We start from the raw sequence: 22,669 nt of genomic DNA, 5'->3' as shown, positions 1-22,669 counted from the left end.
GCCCGGCTCACGCCCCCCCCGCCGCCGCACCCGGCAGGATCGGCAGGCGGCCGTCGGGGCGGTAGGCCTCCAGCGTCTCGACGATCTCGGCCTTGCGCAGGGGCTTGGTCAGGCAGCCGTCAAGCCCGGCCTCGAGGATTTCGAGGACATCGCCGCTGAGCGCATGGGCGGTCAGCGCAATCACCGGCACCGGCGCGACCCCGGTTCCGGCCTCGAGCGCGCGGATCCGGCGCGTGGCCTCCTTGCCGTCGCAGCCCGGCATCGAGATGTCCATCAGGATCAGGTCCGGTCGCGCCTCGGCGAAGGCGTCGACCGCCTCGTTCCCGTCCTTGGCAAAGCGGATCTCGAGCGCGAGCCCGCCCAGCATCTTTTCCAGAACCAGCCGGTTCGTGCGGTTGTCCTCGGCCGCGAGCACCCGCATCGGGAGGGCGCCGCCGGGTGCCGGGTCACCGGTCGAGAGGTCCGGCGCGGGCAGCGCGGCGGGGGCGGCCGCGGTCGGTCCGGGCGGCGCGAGCTTCGCCACCGCCTCGAAAAGCGCGCGCCGCAGCAGCGGCTTTTGCAGGATCAGGTCGATCCCGCTCGACTGCGGGTCGTCGGTCGCCCGCATCCGCATCGGGTTCGAGGACAGCATCAGGATCGGCCCGGCATAGCCGCCGTCGCGCAGCGCCCGCGCGAAGGACATGCCGTCCATCCCGGGCATGCGGTGATCGGTGATGACAAGATCGAAGCCCTGAGCGTCCTGAAGCGCGAGTTCGCCGCAGATGTGGCAGACGACCTCCAGCCCCAGCTGGGCCAGATGGCGTTCGAGGATGGTACGGTTCACCTCCTGGTCGTCGACCACCAGCACCCGACGCGCGCCGATGGCGGGCGCGACCGGCAGGTCGTCGGCCTCCTCGCAGACCGGAAGCGTCAGGCGGATGCCGAAACAGGCCCCCTCGCCCTTTTCCGAGACCAGCCAGATCTCGCCCTCCATCATGCCCACCAGCCGCTTGGTGATGGCCAGGCCCAGCCCGGTCCCCTCGAACTTGCGGTTTTCCTGGTCGTCGACCTGGTTGAACTCGCCGAAGATATGCTCTTGCAGATCGGGAGAGATGCCGATGCCGGTATCCTCGACGGTCAGGTGGATCTGGTAGCTGCCGGGCGCATCCTCGATGCCAACGACACGCACCAGCACATGGCCTTCCTCGGTGAACTTGACCGCGTTGCCGACGAGGTTGGTGAGGATCTGCCGCACCCGCACCCCGTCGCCCACAAAGCGCGTGGGCAGGAAGATGTCGTAGTCGATCAGCATGTCCAGCCGCTTGTCGCGCGCAGGCGCCTGCAGCAGCATCACCACCTCGTGGATGGTCCGTTCCAGATCGAAGGGTTCGGGATGCAGGGTCAGCTTGTCGGCCTCGATCTTGGAATAATCGAGCACGTCGTTCAAAAGCCCCAGAAGCGCCTCGCCCGACTCGCGGATGGTATGGGCGTAAAGCCGCTGTTCTTCGGACATGTCGGTTTCGCACAACAGTTCGGCCATGCCGACCACCCCGTTCATCGGGGTCCGCAACTCGTGGCTCATGTTGGCGAGGAAGGCCGACTTGGCGCGGTTCGCGGCCTCGGCGGCGACGCGGGCGTGATCCAGCGCCTCTTGCTGGCGCTTCTGTTCGGTGATGTCGACCCGAAGCCCGACGATCCCGCCATCGGGGGTGCGCTGTTCGAGAATGCGCAGCCAGCGCCCGTCGGCCAGCCGCTGTTCGACCGGGGCTCCGGGCTTCTGGTGGTTGGTCATCCGTTCGGTCAGCCACTCTTCCTCGCGGCCCAGGGCCTCGGGGTACTGGCCATGCGCCAGCCCGTGACGCAGCACATCCTCGAATTTGGCCCCCGGGACCATGGCCTTGGCGCTTTCGGCATAGAACTCGCGGTAGCGGTCGTTGCACATCACCAGCCGGTCTTCGTAGTCGTACAGCACGAAGGCGTCGGGGATCGCCTCGACCGAGGCCCACATCCGCATCATGTCGGTGATGTTGATCGCCAGACAGACCATATCGCCCGAAGGCGTGCGGCGGTCGATCAGTTTCATGTATTCGCCGGTCCAGAGCCGGACGACCCGCGAGGGCACCGGATCGAGATGCCAGCGCGACAGCAGATCCTCGGCGAATGCCTGCGGACGTTCGTCGCCGATGTCGAACAGGCCCTCCTCGACCGCCAGACGGATGATCTCGTCATAACGGGCACCGGGCGCAACCGCCTCGAGCCCCTCGAACAGCTCGAAGAAGGCATTGTTGGCGATCACCAGCCGGTCGTCGGCATCGAACAGCGAAAAGCCGTCCTTGACGGTTTCGAGCGAATCCCAGAGCCGCTGCTTGGCCACGGTGAAGGCCTTCGAGACCTCGGCCAGTTCGTTCATGACCTTGTTGTTGCGGCCGCGCAGTTCCTCGGCGGTCTGGCGGGTCTGGACGATCTCTTCCGACAGGGCACGCGCATGCAGCGCCAGGCGGCGGTTCGCTTCGAACAGCTCGCGGCTTTTCTGTTCCAGCAGGCGTTCTGCTGCCAGACGGGCGCGCCGTTCCTTGGCCAGCTTGTCATGCAGATCCATTCCGGACCCCTGGGACTCGTTTCTCCGGTATTGGGCGCTTCACGGTGAACAGCCGATTAACGCGGCCGGGAATCCTTGCCAAATACGCGCGTGACGTGTCAGCATCCCGGCAATTTCCGCCTGACGAGGAGGCCTCGATGGCCCGTTCAGCCGCCCTTCTGGCCCTTGCCCTCAGCGCTCTTGCGATCCTGACGACCGGCGCCGCAGCCCAGTCCGAGGGCGGCCCGCTGCCCGAGCGGCGCGCGGTGCTGTGGCGCGACATGGACTTTCCCGGCGGCGATCTTCGGACCCTTCTCGACACCAGCCTGCCGGGCTGCCTGCGCGCCTGCCTGAGCGATGCGCGCTGCACAGCCTTCACCTTCAACGCCCGCGCCGGCGCCTGTTTCCCCAAGTCCCGGGCCGACGCGCCCACGCCCTATTCCGGGGCCGTCTCGGCCCGGATCCTTGCGACCGACCCGGCGGTTCTCGCCGCAGCCCCGGCCCGCGCGGCCGAGCTTGGGTTCCTGCGCGACAGCGATCTGGCCGAGGCCCACGAGCAGGCCGAGAAGCTGCCGCAGGACCATCCGGTCGACGGCGCCACCCTGGAGGAACTGCGCCGCGCGGCCGCCTCTGCGCGCGCCGAGAACCGCCCGGCCGAAGCCCGCCGCCAGCTGGGCGCTGCGGTCGCGCTGGGCGACGATGCTGCCGCCTGGACGGATTACGCCGCCGCCTCGGCCGCGCTGTCGCCCGAGGACAGCGGCGCCCGGCGCCGCGCCCGCGGCGACGCCCTTTCGGCGGCGGTCAACGCCTATCTGCGCGGTGGCGCCCCGGCGCTCCGCGCCCGCGCACTGGAGGTGATGGCGACGGCGCTCGAGGATCTCGGCCGTGGCCGCGACATGATCCCGGCGCTGCGACTGGCACAGACGCTCGCGCCCCGGGACGAGCTGTCCGCGCGCCTTGACGAGGCCATCGGCAAATACGGCTTCCGGATCACCGATACCGTGGTCGAAAGCGATGCCGCCCGGCCCCGGATCTGCGCCGAATTCTCAGAGGATCTGGTCAAGGCCCGGATCGACTACGCCCCCTTCGTGCAATTGCCCGACCCGGGCCTGGCCGTCACCGCCGAGGACCGGCGGCTGTGCGTCGAGGGGCTGAGCCATGGCGAACGCTACCGGCTGACCTTCCGCGCCGGTCTGCCCGCCGCAAGCGGCGAGACGCTGGCAAAGCCCGTGACGCTGACCCAGTATGTGCGCGACCGCAGCCCCTCGGTCCGGTTCCCGGGCCGCGCCTATGTCCTGCCGAAGACGGGCGGCACCGCGCTGCCCGTCGTCACCGTCAATTCGGACCGGCTTGGCCTGACGCTTTACCGGATGTCCGACCGGAACCTGCTGCGGTCGGTGCAGAGCGGCTATTTCGGCGAGGCGCTGTCGCCCTGGGAGGAGGAGACGGTCTCGACCGATCTGGCCGAAAAGGTCTGGTCGGGCCTGGCCGAGGTCGGGCACGACCTCAACCGCGACGTGACCACCCGGCTGCCGCTCGATGAGGCTCTGGCGGGCCAGCCCGCCGGGATCTATGCGCTGACTGCCGCGATCCCGGGCGAGGACCCATATGACGTGCCCGCCGCGACCCAGTGGTTCGTGCTGTCCGACCTGGGGCTTGCCAGCATGAGCGGCACCGACGGGCTGCATGTCTTCGTGCGCGCGCTTGGCAGTGCCGAACCGAAGTCCGGGATCAAGGTCTCGTTGCTGTCCCGCGCGAACGAGGTTCTGGGCACCGCCATGACCGACGCGCAGGGCTATGCGCGGTTCGAACCGGGGCTCACGCGCGGACGCGCGGGCGCCGCGCCTGCCATGCTGACCGCCGAGGATGGGGCCGCCGAGGATGGGGCCGCCGAGGATGGGGCCGCCGACATCGCCTTCCTGTCGCTGACCGATCCCGAATTCGATCTGTCGGACCGGGGCGTCGAGGGCCGCGAGCCCGCCCCGCCCATCGACGTCTTCCTGACCACCGATCGCGGCGCCTACCGCACCGGCGAGACCGTGCATGCGACCGCGCTGGCGCGCGACGACCGGGCCGAGGCCATCGCCGATCTGCCGCTGACCGCGATCCTGACGCGCCCCGACGGGCTGGAACATGCCCGCCAGCTGTCGCCGGGCGGCATCGCGGGCGGCCATGTCTTCGATCTGGACATCGCCGGGACCGCACCGCGCGGCACCTGGACGCTCGACCTTTACGCCGATCCCGAGGCGCCCGCGCTGGCCTCGTCCAAGATCCTGGTCGAGGATTTCCTGCCCGAACGCATCGATTTCGACCTCGGCCTGCCCGAGGCGCCCATCGACCCCGCCGCCCCGCCGCTGCTGTCGGTCGAGGCGCGCTATCTCTTTGGCGCGCCGGGGGCCGATCTGCCGATCGAGGGCGAGGTACGCCTGGCCGCCGTCTCGGGTCTGCCCGCCTATCCGGGCTTCGTCTTCGGCCGCTACGACGCCTCGGTCGCACCCGCGATGGCCGCAATCGAGGGCGCGGGCCGCACCGATGCGGCCGGTCAGGCCCGGATCGGGCTGTCGCTGCCCCCCCTCAGGACCGAGGGCCAGCCGGTCGAGGCCCGGATCACCCTGCGCCTGTCCGAAGGCTCGGGGCGCCCGGTCGAACGCAGCCTCACCCGCCCCGTCGTGCCGTCCGGCCCGATGGTCGGGATCAGGCCGCGCTTTGACGGCGACCTGCCCGAAGGCGCCGAGGCCGGGTTCGACCTGATCGTGCTGGGGGCTGACGGCCAGCCCGGGGACTCGGTGCTGCACTGGGCCCTGAACAGGGTCGAGACCCGCTATCAGTGGTACCGGGTCGATGGCGACTGGGCCTGGGAACCGATCACCACGCGCGAGCGCATCGCCGACGGCGAGGCCCGGCTCGAGAACGGCCGCGCCTCGGTCGAGGTGCCGGTGCGCTGGGGCCGCTACGAACTGGTGGCAGAACGCCGCGACGGCGCCTGGGCCGAGGCCGCGGTCGCCTTCGAGGCCGGCTGGTACGCGCCCGCCGATGCCAGCACCACGCCCGACATGCTGGAGCTGTCTCTGGACAAGCCCGCCTATCGCCCCGGCGAGACCGCGACGCTGAGGATCGTGCCGCGCGAGGCAGGCAAGGGGCTGGTCACCGTGATGTCGAACCGGCTGATCGACATGGTGCCGGTCGATCTGACCGAGGGCGAGAACGTCGTCCGCCTGCCGGTGACCGATGACTGGGGCGCGGGCGCCTATGTCGCCGCGACCCTGATCCGGCCGATGGACCTGCCTGCGGGCCATAACCCGGCCCGGGCGCTGGGGCTGGCTCATGCCGCCGTCGACCCCGGCCCGCATCGCCTCGCGGCCGACTTCGAGGTCCCGGCCGAGGCCGAGCCGCGCCAGCCGCTCGACATCGCGCTGAAGGTCGACGGCATCGCCCCCGGCGAAACCGCCTATGCCACCATCGCGGCCGTCGATCTGGGCATCCTGAACGTCACGGCCTTTGCCAGCCCCGACCCGGACGACCATTATTTCGGGCAGAGAAAGCTGGGGATGGGGCTGCGCGACGTCTATGGGCGGCTCATCGACGGGCTGAACGGCGCCATGGGCACGGTGCGCTCGGGCGGCGACGGCACGGCCGGGATGCGCCGTCAGGCGCCGCCGCCGACCGAGGAACTGGTCGCGCTGTTCTCGGGGCCGGTGACGGTTGGCGCGGACGGCGTTGCCCGGGCCCGGCTCGACATCCCCGCCTTCAACGGCACGCTGCGGCTGATGGCGGTCGCCTGGTCGCCGACCGGGATCGGCCAGGCCGAGGCCGATATCCTGATCCGCGATCCGGTGGTGGTGACCGCCAGCCTGCCGCGATTCCTTGCGCCCGGCGATGAAAGCCGCCTGCTGCTGGAGCTGGTCCATGCCGAAGGCCCGGCCGGGCGGATGCCGCTGAGCGTCACGGCCGAGGGCGTCACCCTCGATCCGGCCGCGATCCCCGAGGCGGTCGAGCTGGCCGAGGGCGGCAAGACCGCGCTGTCGATCCCGATCACGGCGGGCATGCCGGGGGTTCACCATGTCGAGGTCGCCCTGACCACGCCCGATGGCAAGGTGCTGAGCCGGACCCTGACGCTGCCGGTCGAGGTCACCGACCCAGAAGTCGTGCGGACCTCGCGCTTTACCCTCGCCGACGGGCAGAGCTTCACCGCCGATGACGCGTTGTTCGCCGACATGCTGCCCGGGACCGGGCGCGCGACGCTGGCGCTTGGTCCGATCGCGCGGCTCGATGCGGCGGGGCTGCTGGCCGGCCTCGACCGCTATCCCTATGGCTGCACCGAACAGGTGACGTCGAAGGCGCTGCCGCTGCTCTATCTCGACCAGGTGGCCGAGGCGCTGGGGCTTGGCACCCGCGAGCGGCTGGCCGAACGGCTGGATCAGGCGGTGACCGAGGTGCTGGCCAACCAGTCGCCCTCGGGCGGGTTCGGGCTCTGGGCTCCGGGTGCGGGCGATTTCTGGCTCGACGCCTATGTCACCGATTTCCTGTCGCGCGCCCGCGCGCAAGGGGTGACGGTGCCCGACCGGGCTTTCGGAATGGCGCTCGACAACCTACAGAACCGGGTCAATTACGCACCCGATTTCGACGATGGCGGCGAGGATATCGCCTATGCGCTGATGGTGCTGGCGCGCGAGGGCAAGGCCGCGATGGCCGACCTGCGCTATTATGCCGACACCAGGGCCGGGGCCTTCGCGACACCGCTGGCTGCCGGGCAGCTTGGCGCGGCGCTGGCCGCCTATGGCGACCCGACACGGGCCGATCTGATGTTCGCCCGCGCCGCCCGGATGATGGCCGGGCGGATGGGCCGGGCCGAGCCCCCGGTCTGGCGCATCGACTACGGCACCGACCTGCGCGATGCGGCGGGGCTTCTGACGCTGGCCCTCGCCGCCGGCAGCACCGCTGTCGACCGCGACGCGCTGACCGGCTATCTGGCGGAGACCGACCGGCCGCTCTCGACCCAGGAGGCCAGCTGGATGCTGCTGGCCACCCATGAGCTGATCGACCGTCCCGGCGCCGAGGGCTTCACGCTGAACGGCGCGCCCCTGACCGGACCGCTGGTGCGGCTTCTGGCCCCCGGCGAGGGTCCGGCGGTGCTGGGCAATGACAGTGGCCGCGCCGAGACCCTGACCGTCACCAGCTTCGGCGTGCCCGAGGTGCCGGACCCCGCGGGCGGCAACGGCTATGCCATCTCGCGGCAGCACTACACGCTGGAGGGCGATGCGGTCACGCTTGACGCCGTGCCGCAGGGCACCCGGATCGTGACGGTGCTGGAGGTGACGCCGTTCTCGGCCGATCAGGCCCGGCTGATGGTCTCGGACCCGATCCCGGCGGGCTTCGAGATCGACAACCCGAACCTGCTGCGGGCGGGCGACATCCGGGCGCTCGACTGGCTTGGCACCACCGCCGAGGTGCAACACAGCGAGGCAAGGCAGGACCGGTTTCTTGCCGCCATCGACTGGGGGTCGGCCGATCCGTTCCGGCTGGCCTATATCCTGCGCGCCACCGCGCCCGGGACCTATCGCGCCCCTGCGGCCAGCGTCGAGGACATGTATCGTCCCGACCGCCGCGCCTGGACCGATGCGGGTCGCGCCAGCGTCACGCCATGAGGGCGCTTCTGCCCGCGCTGGCGGCGGTGCTGTTCCTGGGCGCCGCCGCACGCGATGCGGTCGACGCCTGGATCGACGCGACCGTGCTGCCGCCGCTGGCCACTGAGACTTCGGTCGAGGTGCTGGACCGGCACGGCACTCTGCTGCGCGCCTATACCGTCGAGGACGGACGCTGGCGGCTGGCGGCCAGTCCCGACCGGGTCGACCCGCTATACCTCCGGATGCTCGTCGCCTATGAGGACCGCCGGTTCCGGTCCCATCCCGGCATCGACGCGCGCGCGCTTTTGCGGGCGGCGGGCCAGGCGCTGGCGCAGGGCCGGGTCGTCTCGGGCGGCTCGACGCTGTCGATGCAGACGGCGCGGTTGCTGGAAGACAGCGGCACCGGGCGCTGGGCGGGCAAGCTCCGGCAGATGCGGGTGGCGCTGGCGCTGGAACGGCGGATCGGCAAGGACGGCATCCTCGCGCTTTATCTGGCCCGCGCCCCCTTCGGCGGCAATCTCGAAGGCATCGCGGCGGGCAGCCTCGCCTGGTTCGGCAAACCGCCCGCGCGCCTGAGCCCGGCCGAGGCGGCGCTGCTGGTGGCGCTGCCGCAATCGCCCGAAACCCGCCGCCCCGACCGCGCGGCCAACGCCGCCCGGGCCGCCCGCGACCGGGTGCTGACGCGGATGGCAGAGGCGGGCGTTCTGGACGCCGAAACCGCCGCCCGCGCCGCCCGAAGCCCGGTGCCCACGACCCGCCGCGCCTTTCCCGAGCTTGCGCCCCATCTGGCCGACCGCGCCCGCGCCGCCGAGCCGGGGACGCGCCTCCATCGCCTGACCCTCGATGCGGGCCTGCAGGCGCGGCTGGAAACGCTTGTCCGGGGCACCGTCCGCCCGATGGGCGACCGGCTCTCGGCCGCGCTGATCGTGGCCGACCACCGGACCGGCGAGATCCTGGCCGAGATCGGCAGCCCCGATTACACCGACACCGCCCGCGACGGCTTCGTCGACATGGCGGTGGCGACACGCTCGCCCGGCTCGACGCTCAAGCCGCTGATCTACGGCCTCGCCTTCGCCGAGGGGCTCGCCCATCCCGAAACCCTGATCGAGGACCGCCCGACCGCCTTCGGCCCCTACCGCCCGTCGAATTTCGACGGCCGCTACCGCGGCACCCTGCCGGTCCGTGCCGCCCTTCAGGCCTCGCTCAACATCCCCGCCGTGGCGCTGACCGAGGCACTCGGCCCGGCCCGGCTGCTGGCCCGGCTGAAACGCGCGGGCGCCGCGCCGCGCCTGCCCGACGGCCCGCCCGGACTTGCCATCGCGCTGGGCGGGCTCGGCCTGACGCTCGAAGACCTGGCCCGGCTCTATGCCGCCCTGGCCGAGGGCGGCCGCCCGGTGCCGCTTTACTGGCGCATCGGCGCTGCGCCCGCCGCCGACGGCCCGCCGGTGCTGACCCCCGAGGCCGCCTGGCAGGTCGCCGACATCCTGCGCGGCGTACCCGCGCCCGCCAGCGCACCGCAAGGCCGGATCGCCTTCAAGACCGGCACCTCCTACGGCCATCGCGATGCCTGGGCGGTGGGCTTCGACGGGCGCCACGTGGTGGCGGTCTGGATCGGCCGCCCCGACGGGACCCCGGTGCCGGGCGCCTTCGGCGCCGACCGCGCGGCACCTCTGCTGTTCGACGCCTTCGCCCGGCTCGGCCCGCCCGAGGCGCTGCCCCCGCCCCCGCCCGGCACGCTGATCGCGGCCAACAGCGCCCTGCCCGCACCGCTCCGCCGCTTCTTCCGGCCGGGCGAGAGCCCCGGCACCGACCCGCTGCGCCTGGCCTTCCCGCCCGACGGCGCCGATCTGGCGCTCGACGGCGCGCCCCTGGCGGTCAAGATCGAGGGCGGCACGCCGCCCTTTACCCTGCTGGCCGATGGCCGCCCCCTCGCCACCGGCCTGCGCCACCGGACCGCCGCCCTGCCCGCGCCGGGGCCGGGCTTTGTGACGCTCTCGGCCATCGACGCCGCCGGGCACGCCGCCCGCGCCCGCCTGCACCTGACCGACTGACAGCCCCGGTTTTCTTCTTGGCAAAAATACCCGAACCGGGGCGTCCGGCAGGGGCGCGCCGCAGTGAAGGAATGGCCCCGAATGGGCCTCCGCCGGATCAGATCCGCTCCAGCGCCAGCGCAATCCCCTGACCGCCGCCGATGCACATGGTCACCAGCGCGCGGCGGCCTCCGGTCCGTTCCAGCTCGTAGATCGCCTTCACCGTCAGGATCGCGCCGGTCGCCCCGACCGGATGGCCCAGCGCGATGGCCCCGCCATTGGGGTTCACCCTGGCCGGGTCGAGCCCCAGCATCCGGCTGACCGCCAGCGCCTGCGCGGCGAAAGCCTCGTTGCTTTCGATCACGTCGAAATCGCCGACCGTCAGCCCGGTCCGCGCACACAGCGCCTCGACCGCGGGCACCGGCCCGATCCCCATCACCTCGGGCGCCACGCCCGCATGGGCATAGCCGACGATCCGGGCCAGCGGCACCAGATCGGCCGCCTCGGCGGCCGCCTCGCGTGCCAGCACCAGCGCCGCGGCGCCGTCATTGATGCCGCTCGCATTGCCCGCCGTCACGCTGCCGTCCTTGCGGAAGGCGGGCCTAAGCGCCGCCAGCGCCTCGGGGCTCGTGGCCTTGGGATGCTCATCGACCTTGAAGGCCGCGGTCTCGCGCCGCCTCTGCACGTCGACCGGTACGATCTGGGCGTCGAACCGGCCCTCGGCAATGGCCCAGGCCGCGCGCTCCTGGCTCTGCATCGCGAAGGCGTCCTGATCGGCCCGCGACACGCCATGGGCCTCGGCCACGTTCTCGGCGGTCACGCCCATGTGGCCGGTCCCGAACGGGCAGGTCAGCGCCCCCAGCATCATGTCCGCGGCGGGCGTGTCACCCATCTTCCGGCCCCAGCGCGCATCCGGCAGGATATGGGGCGCGCGGCTCATGCTTTCGGCCCCGCCCGCCAGCCCGAAATCGGCCTCGTTCAGCATCAGCGCCTGCACCACCGACACGATGGCCTGCGCCCCCGACCCGCACAGCCGGTTGACGTTCATCGCGGGCACCGTGTCGGGCACGCCCGCTTCCAGCGCCGCGACCCGGCTGAGATACATGTCGCGCGGCTCGGTATTGATGACATGCCCGAAGGCCACATGCCCGACCCGGTCGGCCGGAAGCTTCGCCCGCGCCAGCGCGGCTTTGGCCACCGTCGCCCCCAGCGCAATCGGCGGCACGCCCGCAAGGCTGCCCCCGAAGGTGCCGATCGCGGTCCGCGCGGCCCCCAGGATCACAATTCCGGTCATTCTCGGCCTCCTCCCCTCATCGGCCGGTGCGGCGGGCTCTCTGCCCCGCGGCGCACCGGCCCCGCAGCCAGCCTGACCGCAGCGGGGCTGTAAATCTAGTGTGAAAAAACCGGTTGCAGTGACCAGTCGAGTAGCAGAGGTTAACGCCCGAACAGCGGATAAGAACAAGAACCGGTGTGGGAGACTGCGATGAGGAGAGGGGCCGTCCGCGGCGACCTGAGGGTCGCGCCGGAAGCGTCGCGTTCTTTCGCCTCCCGATCCGGAAAATCCGCCGACGCGTCGGCATCCCGGGCCTGTCCCTGCCCGGGCCGCCGGTGGAGGATGCGTGATGCCCTATGACTACAAGCCGCTTCCCTATTCCGCGCCGCCCGGGCTGAGCGGGCCCGAACCGCGTCACCGCGTCGTGGTGGTCGGCGCGGGGCCGGTCGGGCTGGCGATGGCGCTGGATCTTGCGCGGCTCGGCATCGCCTCGGTGGTGCTCGAGGACAAATCCTCGGTCACGATCGGCTCGCGCGCCATCGTCTGGTCCGAGCGCAGCCTGCAGCTTTTCGCGCGGCTCGGCATCGTCGATCAGGTGATGGCCCGCGCCGTGCCCTGGAGCATCGCTCGAATTAGCCATGGCGACGAAGAGATCTTCAGCTTCGACATGGCCGGGACGGCGGCTGGCCGCTTCCCGCCCTTCGCCAATCTGCAGCAATACCATATCGAGGACATCCTGATCGCGCGCGCGCTGGCCGAGCCGCTGATCGACCTGCGCTTCCGCAACCGGCTGACCGGCGTCGACCCGGACGGGACCGGTGTCGAGCTTTCGGTCAAGACGCCCGACGGCCCCTACAGGCTTTCGGCCGATTATCTGCTGGCCTGCGACGGCGCCCGGTCGCTGACGCGCGCGCTGATGGATCTGGATTTCGAGGGAGAATTCTACGAGGAGCGCTTTCTCGTCGCCGATATCGAGATGGAGGCCGATTTCCCGGCCGAGCGCTGGTTCTGGTTCGACCCCTCGTTCCATTCCGGCCAGTCGGCGATGCTGATGCCCCAGGCCGACAATGTCTATCGTATCGACCTGCAACTGGGGCGCCTGGCCAATGCCGGGGAAGAGGCGCGGCCGGACCGGGTGATCCCGCGCATTCAGGCGGTGGTGGGCCCCGATTTCGATCTGGAATGGGTGTCGATCTACACCTTCCAAAGCCGCCGGCTGGCCGAGTTCGTCCATGGCCGGGTGATCTTTCTGGGCGATGCCGCGCATCTGGTGCCGCCCTTCTCGGCCCGGGGCGCCAATGGCGGGCTGCGGGATGTCGAGAACCTGGGCTGGAAGCTGGCCGCCGTGCTGGAAGGCCGGGCCGACGAGCGGCTGCTGGACAGCTACAACCGCGAGCGGGTCCAGGCCGCCGACGAGAACCTGCGCGATTCCGCCCGGGCCGCAAGCTTCATCTCGCCCGCCCCGGGGGTCGAGCGGCTGTTTCGCGATCAGGTGCTGGCGCTGGCCCGCGAAACCGCCTTTGCCCGAGAATGGGTCAATGCCGGACGTCTGGCCGTGCCCTGCATCTATGCGACCGGCGCGCCCGACGACCCGCTCTTGCCCGACGAGGCCCGGCCCGGCGCCGCGGCGCCCGAGGCGCGGATCGGCAATGGCTGGCTGCTGGACCAGATCGGCCCCGGGCCGACGCTGCTGGCGATCAACTGCGCGGCCCCCGACGGGCTGCAAATTCCGACGCTGTCGGTGCGGGCCGATCCCACGCTTCGGACCCGCTATCTGGGCGATGCCGAGCGGGCGCTGTATCTGATCCGGCCCGATCTGGTGGTGGCCGCGCGCTGGGTGACGGCCGAGTCCCGGGCGGTTTCGGCCGCCATCCGGGCGATGTGGGAGGGACGGGAATGAAACTGATCACAGCCCCGAACCTGCCCGACCATGACGGCTTCTTGGCCGAGCTTCTGGCCGCCCATCGCGGCCTGTCCGACGCCGAAAGCCAGGCGCTGAACGCGCGGCTGATCCTGATTCTCGCCAATCATGTCGGCGACCGCGAAACCCTGACCGAGGCGCTGGACCTCGCCCGGGGCCGCTGAGGGCCGAGCCACGGTTCCCGACAGAGGAAGGGCCCCGCCCGGTTTCCCGGACGAGGCCCCTTCGCGGAGAGGTTGACGCCTTACGCGCTGGCCTGCCCGAACTGGCCGGGCGCGACACCCAGCGCCTGCAGCGCGGTCGCGGCGATGTCCTGCGCGGTCAGCTGCGCCTCGGCATACATCTCGGCCGGGCTGCCCTGTTCGATGAAGGCATCGGGCAGCGTCATGGTCCGGATCGCCAGCCCGCGATCCAGCCGGCCGGTCCGGGCCAGCCAGTGCAGGACAAGTGCGCCGAAGCCGCCCTCGGCGCCGTGCTCGACGGTGATCAGCGCCTCGTGTTCTTTCGCCAGCCGGGCGATCAGATCGGTATCGAGGGGCTTGGCGAAGCGGGCATCGGCGACGGTGACCGAGACGCCCCGCGCCTCGAGCGCATCGGCGGCCGCGAGGCAGTCGACCAGCGGCGCCCCGAAGGACAGAAGCGCGACCTTGCTGCCCTCGCGCACGACGCGGCCCTTGCCGATCTCGAGGACCTGCCCGCGCTCGGGCATCTCGACGCCCATGCCCTCGCCGCGCGGATAGCGGAACGAGATCGGACCCTCGTCATAGGCCGCGGCGGTCGCGACCATGTGGCGAAGCTCGGCCTCGTCGCCCGCGCCCATCACCACCATGCCCGGCAGGTTCGACAGGAAGGCCACGTCGAAGGCGCCCGCATGGGTCGAGCCGTCGGCGCCCACAAGCCCCGCGCGATCGACGCAGAACCGGACCGGCAGTTTCTGCAGCACCACGTCATGGACGATCTGGTCATAGCCCCGCTGCAGGAAGGTCGAATAGATGGCGACGAAGGGCTTCAGGCCCGAAGCCGCCATGCCGCCCGCGAAGGTCACCGCGTGCTGTTCGGCGATGCCGACATCGAAGACCCGTTTCGGGAAGCGATCCTGCAGGATGTCGAGCCCGGTGCCCGAGGGCATCGCGGCGGTGACGCCGACGATCTTGGCATCCCGCGCGGCCTCGTCGGTCAGGGTCTGGCCGAAGACCTTGGTGTAGGAGGGCGCGTTGCTGGAGCTTTTCTTCTGCGCGCCCGAGGCGACGTCGAATTTCGACACGCCATGGCCGCGGTCGGCCGAGCGTTCGGCCGGCTGATAGCCCTTGCCCTTGACCGTGCAGACATGGATCAGGACCGGCCCCGAGGCCCGCGCCCGGGCGGCGCGCAGCACCGTCAGCAGCTGGCCCATGTCATGGCCGTCGATCGGGCCGATATAGTCGAAGCCCAGTTCCTCGAAGAGCGTGCCGCCGCCGGGGAAGCCGGTGACCAGCTGACGCGCGCGGCGCGCGCCTTCGCGGATCGGGCCGGGAAGGGCGGCCTCGAAATCCTCGGCCATGTCCTTGAGCTTGCCCAGCGGCGTCTCGTGATAGAGCCCCGAGAGATATTTCGACATCGCGCCCACGGGCGGGGCGATGGACATCTCGTTGTCATTCAGGATCACGAACAGCCGACGCTTTTCATGGCCGGCATTGTTCAGCGCCTCATAGGCCATGCCCGCGCTGATCGAGCCGTCGCCGATCACCGCGATGGAATCGCCCGTCGGCTGGCCCATGTCGCGGCCGACGGCAAAGCCGAGCGCGGCCGAGATCGAGGTCGAGGAATGGCCCGCGCCGAAGGCATCGTATTCGCTTTCCGTGCGCTTGCAGAAGCCCGCGAGCCCGCCGCCCTGGCGCAGCGTGTGCATCCGGTCGCGGCGCCCGGTCAGGATCTTGTGCGGATAGCACTGGTGGCTGACATCCCAGACCAGCTTGTCGAAGGGCGTGTTGAAGACCGCGTGCAGCGCGACCGTCAGTTCGACGACCCCCAGCGACGAGCCCAGATGCCCGCCGGTCTGGGCGACCACCGAGATCACCTCTTCGCGAAGGTCCCGCGCCAGCAGCGTCAGGTCGGTCTGGCTCATGCCCTTGAGATCGGCCGGACCGGCGACACGGTCCAGGATCGGGGTCGGAGGCTTGACTGTCATTGGTCGTCTCCCGCGCGTTTCCAGTTTGAAAAAAGCGCCGTGTGGTCTGTTCCCCACACGGCGCCAGTGTCCTGTGTCTGACAGGAAGGGAACCGGGGTGTGGAGGCCCCGAATACCGGGCCCCGCCAGGGACCCGATGAGGGGAAGGGGCGGCTCTCGCGCGCCGCCCCCTCGAAGTCAGATCATTCCGCCGGAGTGGCCAGTTCGGGCCATTCGGCAACCATGTTCTTGCCGTTCAGCGGGCTGATGACGCCCATGTGGCAGGTCATGCAGTCGATCTTGGCCGATTCATGCCCCAGGATCTCCGAGCGGGGCTCGTAATAGGTCTGGTTCATGTCGATCGTCATTTGCTGCGCCAGCGTCGTCACCGACCATTGCGGCGTCACCTGGGTCGGGTCGTAGAAGGCCCGGGTGTTGTGGCAGTAGACGCAGCCGACGTTCAGCGCGTTGGCCTGATGGTTCATCAGGCTGTAGGTGCGCTCGGCATCTTGCCAGGTCGGGTCGCCCGGTTGCTGGTCGACGCGGCTTTCAGTGTCGGTGACCTTGATGGTCTCGCCGTCAAGCAGCAGTTTCTCCAGCGCATCGACCGGCAGCGAGGTGAACTGGCTGTCGGTGTATTTGCGGCCCACCATCAGGCGGTTCTGCACACCGGACCAGCTTTCCATGGCGCTGTTGACGTTGCCGGACTTCATCCACGAGCCGGGAGGGGTCGGCTGACCCCGGTGGCAGGTGTAGCAGTTCACGCCCTTGCCTTCGGAGGCAAGGTTATGCGTGTCCCAGGAGTCGTTGAGATACTGGGTCGCCTCGATGCAGTTCTCGGTGATCGCCAGCGTGGTCTGATCGACCTCGCCATTGTCGTAAAGCACCACATCCATGCCGACCCAGGCGCTCATCGCCTTGGTGAGCTGGTCGAAGTTGGCCTGGTCCATGTCGCCGAAGGCGATCACGCTGTCGCCGTAGGCCTCGGCCGCGGTCGGGGTGCCTTCCGGCGCCTCGACCCGGTCGAAGACCTGATACTCGGCCTCGTAGACATCGAACTGCGGGTTGTCCTTGACGAACTTGGACACCGCCATGCCGATGCCGCGGGGGCCGGTCTGCTGGTCGATGGTGGCATTGGGGTTGCCGAAGGCCACGATGATCGCAGCCACGGCCACAGCACCGCCGACAGTCCCCACGAGGATCCCCGGCCCCATCAGGTCGGTCGGGTTCTCCTCACTCCATTTGAAGAACCATTTCGGGAACTTAAGCATGATCAGCCTCCTTGCCCGACATAGGCGTCAATGCCGTAGGGCTGGGTGTACTCCGTGACGAAGTTGTGCTCCTGGGCCCAGATATACCAGTTGTCGACGACAGTGCCCGTGAGCAGGATGCCGATCCCGCCGGTCAGCGGGGTCAGAACCGCGAACCACCAGGCCCAACGGTGAATGCCTTCCATGGTGGCGTTGAAGCCCATGGTCCAGCGCCAGAACAGGGCGGCACGCTCGGACGCGGTCCCGCGGTCGTAGATCTGCTCCAGCTCGCGGTCGCCGCCGAAGCGGGTCACGGCAAGGATGGTGCCGCCATGCATCGCGAAGAGCAGGGCAGAGCCGTAGAGGAACGCGATCGAGAGCGCGTGGAACGGGTTGTAGTAGAGGTTGCCGTACCGGATCGAGAAGGCGGTCGTCCAGTCGAGGTGCGGGAAGATGCCGTAGGGCACCATTTCCGACCAGGAGCCCATCAGGATCGGGCGGAAGAAGCCCAGCACCATGAACAGCCAGATCGCCGACAGGAACGCCCAAGCAATATGTTTGCCCATCTTGTGTTCCACGGCCAGCATGTAGGTCCGTGCCCACCAGGCCCAAACCGCGATCAGCAGGAAGAAGCTGGCGATCATGTACCAGCCGCCTTCCTTCAGCGGCGGGATTCGCAGGCCGTATTCCGGCGAGGGCGGTTCAAGCGCCAGCCAGAAGCCCTGACGCAGGAACTGCACCAGCGACCAGTCGACCTGGGCCAGCATGTTGAGCCCGATGATGAGGAACGCGAAGGCGCCCGCGATCACCGAGATCACACCGGTGTAGCCCAGATAGATCGGGCCGAGTTGCGCGTTGCCGAGCCAACCGAGGATGGAGAAGTGGCCGGTACCTGCGGCCCGCTCTTCCATCATGTTGTTCTCGTTGTCCATGCCCCAGTCGCCGGGACCCTGGACCTGCACCTGGGTGAAGATGTTCTGATATTCAGCCATGGTTACATGCTCCCCTGGACAGCCGGAATGGCTTCGGGCCAGATCGGCAGGTTGCTCCACCAAGTCCACCATTCGGGCCAGCCCTCGGTCCAGAGCGGACCGGAGATGATGATGCAGACCGCTGAGAAGAAGACCGCGTTGATGGCCAGAAGCCAGCCGGCGCGGTGGATCCCGAGCGTCCCGATCGAATACCCGATGAGGTCGCGGAAGAAGCTGTCTTCGTGATCCGGCGTCTTCGCCTCTTCACCCTTTTCGGGGTTGCAGGCCGACAGGATCAGACCACCATGCAGCGCGAGCGCCAGACAGGTGGCGAAGAACAGCGACACGCCCAGCATGTGGAACGGGTTATAGTGGAAGTGCAGATAGTGGTAGCCGGTGTTCGACACCCAGTCGAGATGGGTGAAGATGCCATAGGGGAACGCGTGCCCCCAGGCGCCCATCAACATCGGGCGGAACACTTGCAGCGTCACATAGGCAAAGATCGCCACGCTGAAGGCGATCGGAATATGGTAGCCGATGCCGAGCTTGCGGCAGATCTCCACTTCGCGCAGAGCCCAGCTCACGAACGCGCCGATAGCGCAGAGCGTGATGAATTGCCAAAGCCCGCCCTCGGCGAGCGGCGCGATGCTGAGCCCGTAGCTGAGATCCGGCGGCGCGATGTGGATCTTCAGCGGGTTGAATGTCCCCTGAAGCGCGGCGCCCCAGAAGATCATGGCGGTTCCGAGGGTGGCGAAGAAGATCGTCGTCACTCCGAAGAAGCCCACAAAGAAAGGCCCCACCCAAAAGTCGAACAGATCGCCACCGATGAGCGTCCCTCCACGGACGCGATACTTTCTCTCAAAACTGAGCAGTGCCATCGTCTGTCTCCGCAAATGGCGGCCGTGTCCGTCCGGGCCTCAGCCGTCCTTGTTCTTGAGATTGCCGCGGGCGGGAGATCGGGGCTCCCGCCCGCAGCGTTTGGTGTTACTTCCGACTGCTCACATCCGGAAGCCGCTGGGGCGCTTACGCGCCGGCGGCTTTCTCGGCGGCAATGGTCAGCCAGTTGAAGTAGTCCGTGCTGAGCAGGACGAGGTGAATCATCACAGCCAGCAGGAACAGGAAGACGCCCTGCGCAACGAGCACGCGACGGGGGTCGAAGATCATCCAGATCTTGTAGAATTTAGCCATTTCTCAGGTCCTCTTCTCAGAGCCACGGGCGCCAGATGTACACTGCCAGGTGAGCCAGCACGGCGACGGCCGAGAACAGCCAAAGCCCGCTCATGTAGACAGCGTGAATTTCTTGCGCCTGCTCGTCGGTCAGACCGGTGAACGACACGTCAGATTCAGCCATTAACTTTCCTCCGGATCGTCAGACTGATGCCGCGCACCCCGGCGGCCGGGTCCCGACAAGGTTTTATCCCTGCCGGCTATTCGCCCAACCGGGGGGTGGGCGAATTTCGGAACTCCACCTTTTCAGGCAGAGAAAATCATGGGGGTGATGATCCGCGCCTGGCTCCAGGCGCGGGCGATCGGCCCCTTGGTCTTCAGGTCGCCCTGCCGGACCATCGCCAGGAAGGAGGCGATGAAGGCCAGCGGCAGCGCGGCGATGAAGATAATTGCGAAATAGACCATGAACTCCGCTTTCGGCGGGCGATGGGCACGTACCAGGTGGACGTCGGAAGTCTGGTCAGTCATTTCGACTCTCCTTTCGAAGAAGGGCGGGCGAAGCCGGCGGGCGCAAGCGCCTCGACGGTCTCGAGAACAACGCGCTCGGCCCCTTGCTCAAGCGCAGCCTTCTCGGCGGCGTCGCGCAGGGATTTCGCGGCAGAGATGCGGGTCAGCACCGGGTGCTCGGCCACGATACGGTCGAGCAGCGCCTGGGCATCCTGGTCCCAGGGGAAGTCGCGGCGAAGCCGGGTCGGCGTTGCGGAGGCCGAGTCCATCTCGGTCCCGAGCGGAAGGATATGGAAGAGCGCGTCGAACAAGGAATTGCACACTTCCTGAACCAGATACGTCGCACCGGCGTACCCCATAAAGGGGGTGCCCGTCGCGCGCCGGATCGCCGCACCGGGGAACCCGGCGGGGATGAAGGCGGGCTTGGGGCCGTGACCGGCGGACAGCTCGGCAAGATAGATCTTCTCGTTGATCGAGCCGAAGACGACCAGCGGCCGTTTCTGCCCCATCAGCGCGCGAACCTCGGCATTGTTGGTCTTTGCGCCGCGCTTGCGGGCCACTGCAAAGGCGCAGGGCAGGCCCAGATCGGCCTCCAGGAAGTGCCGGACCCCGCGCGCATAGGTCTCGTTCGCGACGATGGCGAAGCTGGCCGTCGCAAAGAAGTCCTGCGTGACAGACCGCCACAGGTCCCAGACCGGCTTGATCGTCGAGTGCTTTTCGCGCGCGATGAAGGGTTCGGGGTCGAGCCCCAGCATCTCGCCCAGCTTGCGCAGGAACTTCGTCGTCGAATCGATGCCGATGGGCGCCTGCAGATAGGGCTTGCCCAGAACCTCGGCGAGACCCCGGCCGAACTCGCGATACATCACGACGTTCACGTCGGCATTCACCAGGTTGCGCATCTCGGCGACATGGGCGCCCAGCGGCATCACCATGTTGACCTCGGCGCCGATGCCCTCGACCAGACGCCGGATCTCGGCCAGGTCCGAGGGCATGTTGAAGACGCCATACATCGGCCCGAGGATGTTCACGCGGGGCTTCGCCCCTTCTTCGCGCGGTTTCTCGGGCGGCATCCGGCCCTTGGTCATGCCGAATTCGGTGAAGATCCAGGTCATCGCCCGGTCCGCCGCTTCCCATTGATCCTCGTCGATGGTGCGCGGCAGGAAGCGCTGGATATTGGTGCCCTGGGGCGTGACGCCGCCGCCGATCATCTCGGCGATGGAGCCGGTGACGACCACCGCGGGAAGCACGGGATCGAGCGTCTTCCAGGCGCGTTTCATCGCGCCCTCGGTGCCCTCGCGGCCCAGCTCTTCCTCACCGAGGCCGGTGACGACGATGGGCAGCTCATGCGGGGGCAGCGCGTCGGTATAGTGAAGGACGGAGGTGACCGGCAGATTCTCGCAGCCGACCGGCCCGTCGATCACCACTTGCAGGCCCTTGGTGGCACAGAACGCATAGACTGCGCCCCAGTACCCCCCTGCCCTGTCGTGATCCAAGACCAGCATCAGATCATCTCCTGCGCCTTCTCGGCGCGACGTTTCTTGTCCAGTTTCTTCTGATGGAGAGCGCGGAACTCGGGGTGGAGATTCGGATCTCCTTCCCACACACCCGCAGTGTCTCCCTCGCCGACACCTTCGAAGAATTCCTTCATCGACGCCATGCGTCCCTTGTTCGCAATGGCCGCGTTTACCACTTGCGCAAGGCTGCCAGCGCCCGCCGGACCCATCAGCGGACGGGCCGAGATGAGATTCGTGAAGTAGAGCGACGGGATGCCCCGCTCTTTGGCGTGCTGCACCACGGGCGTGGTGCCGACGGCCAGATCGGGTTTGATCGCGTCGACCGCGGCCTTGTCGTCTTCCAGAGAGGCCCGGAAGACCACCTTGACGCCCTTCGATTCGAGCCAGTCGCGGTCGGCCTCGGCCTGCTTCGTTCTGGGGCAAGCCGTTCCAACATAAGGAATATTCGCGCCGGACTCGATCAGAAGGCGGGCCACCAGAAGCTCCGATCCCTCATAGCCCGACAGCGTGATCGTGCCCTTGACCGGGGCTCCGGCCAGCGCGCCCTTGATGGCGGGCAGGAACATGTTCTGGGCCTTCGCGACCTTGTCGGCCGACAGCCCGAAGGCGTCGCCGATATTGGCGAGCCAGGCGGCTGTGCCATCATGTCCCACCGGGGCCGACCCAACTATGGGGCGACCTGCCGCGTCGAATTCACGCATGGCGGCAGTGTAGAACGGATGGATCGCCGCCACCGCACCGCAATCGAGCGCGGCGTAAAGCTCGCGCCATTCGCGGGCGGGCACGACCGGGCCGCAAGCGAGCCCCAGCGGGTCGAGCATCTGCCCGATCACGATCGGATCGGCCGGGAACATCTCGCCCAGAAGGGTCACGGTCGGGCGATCCGACACCCCGCCCTCGGGGGCGGCGACGGGGCCGGCCTCGATTTCCTTGCGGGCGTAGTTCAGCATCGCGCCGGCCAGCACGTCCTTGGCCTCGGCATGGGTCGGCACGCCGAATCCCGGCACGTCGATGCCGACGATTCGCACTCCGTTGATCTCGTCGGGCAGAAGCCGGAGCGGCACGCCCGAGGCGGTCGGCACGCAAAGGTTGGTCACCACCACCGCGTCATAGCGGTCGGGATCGGCCAGTTCGTGCACCGCGTCGCGGATATCCTCGAAGAGCTTGCCGGTGACGAGCGTTTCCGAGCTGAACGGCACATAGCCGATGGACCGCCGCGCCCCGTAGAAATGGGACACGAAGGACAGCCCGTAGACGCAGCAGGCCGAGCCCGACAGCACGGTCGCGACGCGCCGCATGCGCAGCCCGACGCGCAGGCTGCCGAAGGCCGGGCACATGCTTTGCGGGCGGTCGTGCGGGCCTTGCGGATAGTCCTTGGCATATTGGTCGAGAATGTCGGAGGCGCCCGCCGCGCGGGCCGCCTTCTCCATCTCGGCCGCTCCGGCATGGCAGCCCATGCCGTCGCCCAAACGAGGATCGGCGCCTTCAGGAGCGTTTCCGGGCTCCCGGGGCGTGCCCTCGATCACCTCTGCGGTGTGGGCTTCGTCATATCTGACCTCTTCGGTCATGCGTCCTCCAGTTCGCGCGAGGGCGCGGCCGCCTCTGCGGCGGGCGCCTCCTGGATCTCTGCGATTTCAGCGAATTCGCGGTCCTCGTCGTGATGCGAGAGGGCCTCAAGCACGTTGTCCCAGCGGGACATCTGGTTGAGA

The 22,669-nt window shown here is 68.9% G+C and carries 16 protein-coding genes; 4 read left to right on the top strand and 12 right to left on the bottom strand.

Annotated elements, in window-relative coordinates:
* Nucleotides 1–7: 7 nt before the first annotated feature.
* Nucleotides 8–2,578, bottom strand: a complete 2,571-nt coding sequence (locus tag DSD19_RS07690; RefSeq protein WP_113669153.1) for a response regulator — start codon at nt 2,576–2,578, stop codon at nt 8–10.
* Between the two features lie 137 nt (nt 2,579–2,715).
* On the opposite strand from DSD19_RS07690, the gene DSD19_RS07685 reads away from it, so the two are divergent.
* Nucleotides 2,716–8,202, top strand: coding sequence for an alpha-2-macroglobulin family protein (locus DSD19_RS07685; protein ID WP_113669152.1), 5,487 nt, complete (start codon nt 2,716–2,718; stop codon nt 8,200–8,202).
* Entirely contained in the window at nt 8,199–10,232 is a 2,034-nt protein-coding gene (gene pbpC, locus DSD19_RS07680; RefSeq protein ID WP_113669151.1) for a penicillin-binding protein 1C, read from the top strand. Before DSD19_RS07685 ends, pbpC begins: the two co-directional genes overlap by 4 nt.
* Before the next feature lie 97 nt (nt 10,233–10,329).
* Here pbpC and bktB read toward each other — a convergent pair whose 3' ends face one another.
* Nucleotides 10,330–11,505, bottom strand: a complete 1,176-nt coding sequence (gene bktB, locus DSD19_RS07675) for a beta-ketothiolase BktB (RefSeq protein ID WP_113669150.1) — start codon at nt 11,503–11,505, stop codon at nt 10,330–10,332.
* A 328-nt stretch (nt 11,506–11,833) separates the two neighbouring features.
* On the opposite strand from bktB, the gene DSD19_RS07670 reads away from it, so the two are divergent.
* Both DSD19_RS07670 and DSD19_RS07665 read left to right on the top strand, forming a co-directional pair.
* Nucleotides 11,834–13,384 (top strand): FAD-dependent monooxygenase, encoded by a 1,551-nt coding sequence (locus DSD19_RS07670; RefSeq protein ID WP_075783874.1) that lies wholly within the window; start codon nt 11,834–11,836, stop codon nt 13,382–13,384.
* Nucleotides 13,381–13,569, top strand: coding sequence for a DUF2783 domain-containing protein (locus DSD19_RS07665; RefSeq protein WP_113669149.1), 189 nt, complete (start codon nt 13,381–13,383; stop codon nt 13,567–13,569). Before DSD19_RS07670 ends, DSD19_RS07665 begins: the two co-directional genes overlap by 4 nt.
* 80 nt (nt 13,570–13,649) lie before the next feature.
* Here the strand turns inward: DSD19_RS07665 and dxs are convergent, their stop codons facing one another.
* The 10 genes from dxs to DSD19_RS22565 all read right to left on the bottom strand — a co-directional run bounded on the left by dxs (nt 13,650) and on the right by DSD19_RS22565 (nt 22,659).
* Nucleotides 13,650–15,572 (bottom strand): 1-deoxy-D-xylulose-5-phosphate synthase, encoded by a 1,923-nt coding sequence (gene dxs, locus DSD19_RS07660; protein WP_113669148.1) that lies wholly within the window; start codon nt 15,570–15,572, stop codon nt 13,650–13,652.
* A 182-nt stretch (nt 15,573–15,754) separates the two neighbouring features.
* On the bottom strand, nt 15,755–16,822 hold the full coding sequence (pufC, locus tag DSD19_RS07655; protein ID WP_075783877.1) for a photosynthetic reaction center cytochrome PufC: 1,068 nt from the start codon (nt 16,820–16,822) through the stop codon (nt 15,755–15,757).
* Between the two features lie 2 nt (nt 16,823–16,824).
* Entirely contained in the window at nt 16,825–17,793 is a 969-nt protein-coding gene (gene pufM, locus DSD19_RS07650; protein ID WP_075783878.1) for a photosynthetic reaction center subunit M, read from the bottom strand.
* A gap of 2 nt (nt 17,794–17,795) precedes the next feature.
* The gene (gene pufL, locus DSD19_RS07645) at nt 17,796–18,650 is read right to left on the bottom strand and encodes a photosynthetic reaction center subunit L (protein WP_075783879.1); all 855 of its coding nucleotides are present in this window, start codon (nt 18,648–18,650) and stop codon (nt 17,796–17,798) included.
* Between the two features lie 145 nt (nt 18,651–18,795).
* Nucleotides 18,796–18,960 (bottom strand): light-harvesting antenna LH1, alpha subunit, encoded by a 165-nt coding sequence (pufA, locus tag DSD19_RS07640; RefSeq protein WP_042458393.1) that lies wholly within the window; start codon nt 18,958–18,960, stop codon nt 18,796–18,798.
* Between the two features lie 16 nt (nt 18,961–18,976).
* A complete protein-coding gene (pufB, locus tag DSD19_RS07635) occupies nt 18,977–19,123 on the bottom strand; it encodes a light-harvesting antenna LH1, beta subunit (RefSeq protein WP_042458389.1) in 147 nt (48 codons plus the stop codon).
* Nucleotides 19,124–19,245: 122 nt separating this feature from the next.
* Complete coding sequence (pufQ, locus tag DSD19_RS07630; protein WP_075783880.1) at nt 19,246–19,467, bottom strand: cytochrome PufQ; 222 nt, start codon at nt 19,465–19,467, stop codon at nt 19,246–19,248.
* Entirely contained in the window at nt 19,464–20,948 is a 1,485-nt protein-coding gene (gene bchZ, locus DSD19_RS07625; protein ID WP_113669147.1) for a chlorophyllide a reductase subunit Z, read from the bottom strand. The genes pufQ and bchZ overlap by 4 nt, the downstream gene beginning before the upstream one ends.
* Entirely contained in the window at nt 20,948–22,528 is a 1,581-nt protein-coding gene (bchY, locus tag DSD19_RS07620; RefSeq protein ID WP_113669146.1) for a chlorophyllide a reductase subunit Y, read from the bottom strand. Before bchY ends, bchZ begins: the two co-directional genes overlap by 1 nt.
* Nucleotides 22,525–22,659 (bottom strand): hypothetical protein, encoded by a 135-nt coding sequence (locus DSD19_RS22565; protein ID WP_256359743.1) that lies wholly within the window; start codon nt 22,657–22,659, stop codon nt 22,525–22,527. Before DSD19_RS22565 ends, bchY begins: the two co-directional genes overlap by 4 nt.
* Between the last annotated feature and the right edge of the window lie 10 nt (nt 22,660–22,669).

Source organism: Rhodovulum sp. BSW8 (genome assembly GCF_003314725.1).
Classification (GTDB): Bacteria; Pseudomonadota; Alphaproteobacteria; order Rhodobacterales; family Rhodobacteraceae; genus Rhodovulum; species Rhodovulum visakhapatnamense.
Note: the sequence above shows the minus strand (reverse complement) of the source record. Positions and strands in the feature narration are given on the sequence as shown.

Coding starts and splice junctions, on each gene's coding strand:
- DSD19_RS07690 (WP_113669153.1), bottom strand. CDS start 2,578: ATGGATCTGCATGACAAGCTGGCCAAGGAACGGCGCGCCCGTCTGGCA.
- DSD19_RS07685 (WP_113669152.1), top strand. CDS start 2,716: ATGGCCCGTTCAGCCGCCCTTCTGGCCCTTGCCCTCAGCGCTCTTGCG.
- pbpC (WP_113669151.1), top strand. CDS start 8,199: ATGAGGGCGCTTCTGCCCGCGCTGGCGGCGGTGCTGTTCCTGGGCGCC.
- bktB (WP_113669150.1), bottom strand. CDS start 11,505: ATGACCGGAATTGTGATCCTGGGGGCCGCGCGGACCGCGATCGGCACC.
- DSD19_RS07670 (WP_075783874.1), top strand. CDS start 11,834: ATGCCCTATGACTACAAGCCGCTTCCCTATTCCGCGCCGCCCGGGCTG.
- DSD19_RS07665 (WP_113669149.1), top strand. CDS start 13,381: ATGAAACTGATCACAGCCCCGAACCTGCCCGACCATGACGGCTTCTTG.
- dxs (WP_113669148.1), bottom strand. CDS start 15,572: ATGACAGTCAAGCCTCCGACCCCGATCCTGGACCGTGTCGCCGGTCCG.
- pufC (WP_075783877.1), bottom strand. CDS start 16,822: ATGCTTAAGTTCCCGAAATGGTTCTTCAAATGGAGTGAGGAGAACCCG.
- pufM (WP_075783878.1), bottom strand. CDS start 17,793: ATGGCTGAATATCAGAACATCTTCACCCAGGTGCAGGTCCAGGGTCCC.
- pufL (WP_075783879.1), bottom strand. CDS start 18,650: ATGGCACTGCTCAGTTTTGAGAGAAAGTATCGCGTCCGTGGAGGGACG.
- pufA (WP_042458393.1), bottom strand. CDS start 18,960: ATGGCTAAATTCTACAAGATCTGGATGATCTTCGACCCCCGTCGCGTG.
- pufB (WP_042458389.1), bottom strand. CDS start 19,123: ATGGCTGAATCTGACGTGTCGTTCACCGGTCTGACCGACGAGCAGGCG.
- pufQ (WP_075783880.1), bottom strand. CDS start 19,467: ATGACTGACCAGACTTCCGACGTCCACCTGGTACGTGCCCATCGCCCG.
- bchZ (WP_113669147.1), bottom strand. CDS start 20,948: ATGCTGGTCTTGGATCACGACAGGGCAGGGGGGTACTGGGGCGCAGTC.
- bchY (WP_113669146.1), bottom strand. CDS start 22,528: ATGACCGAAGAGGTCAGATATGACGAAGCCCACACCGCAGAGGTGATC.
- DSD19_RS22565 (WP_256359743.1), bottom strand. CDS start 22,659: ATGTCCCGCTGGGACAACGTGCTTGAGGCCCTCTCGCATCACGACGAG.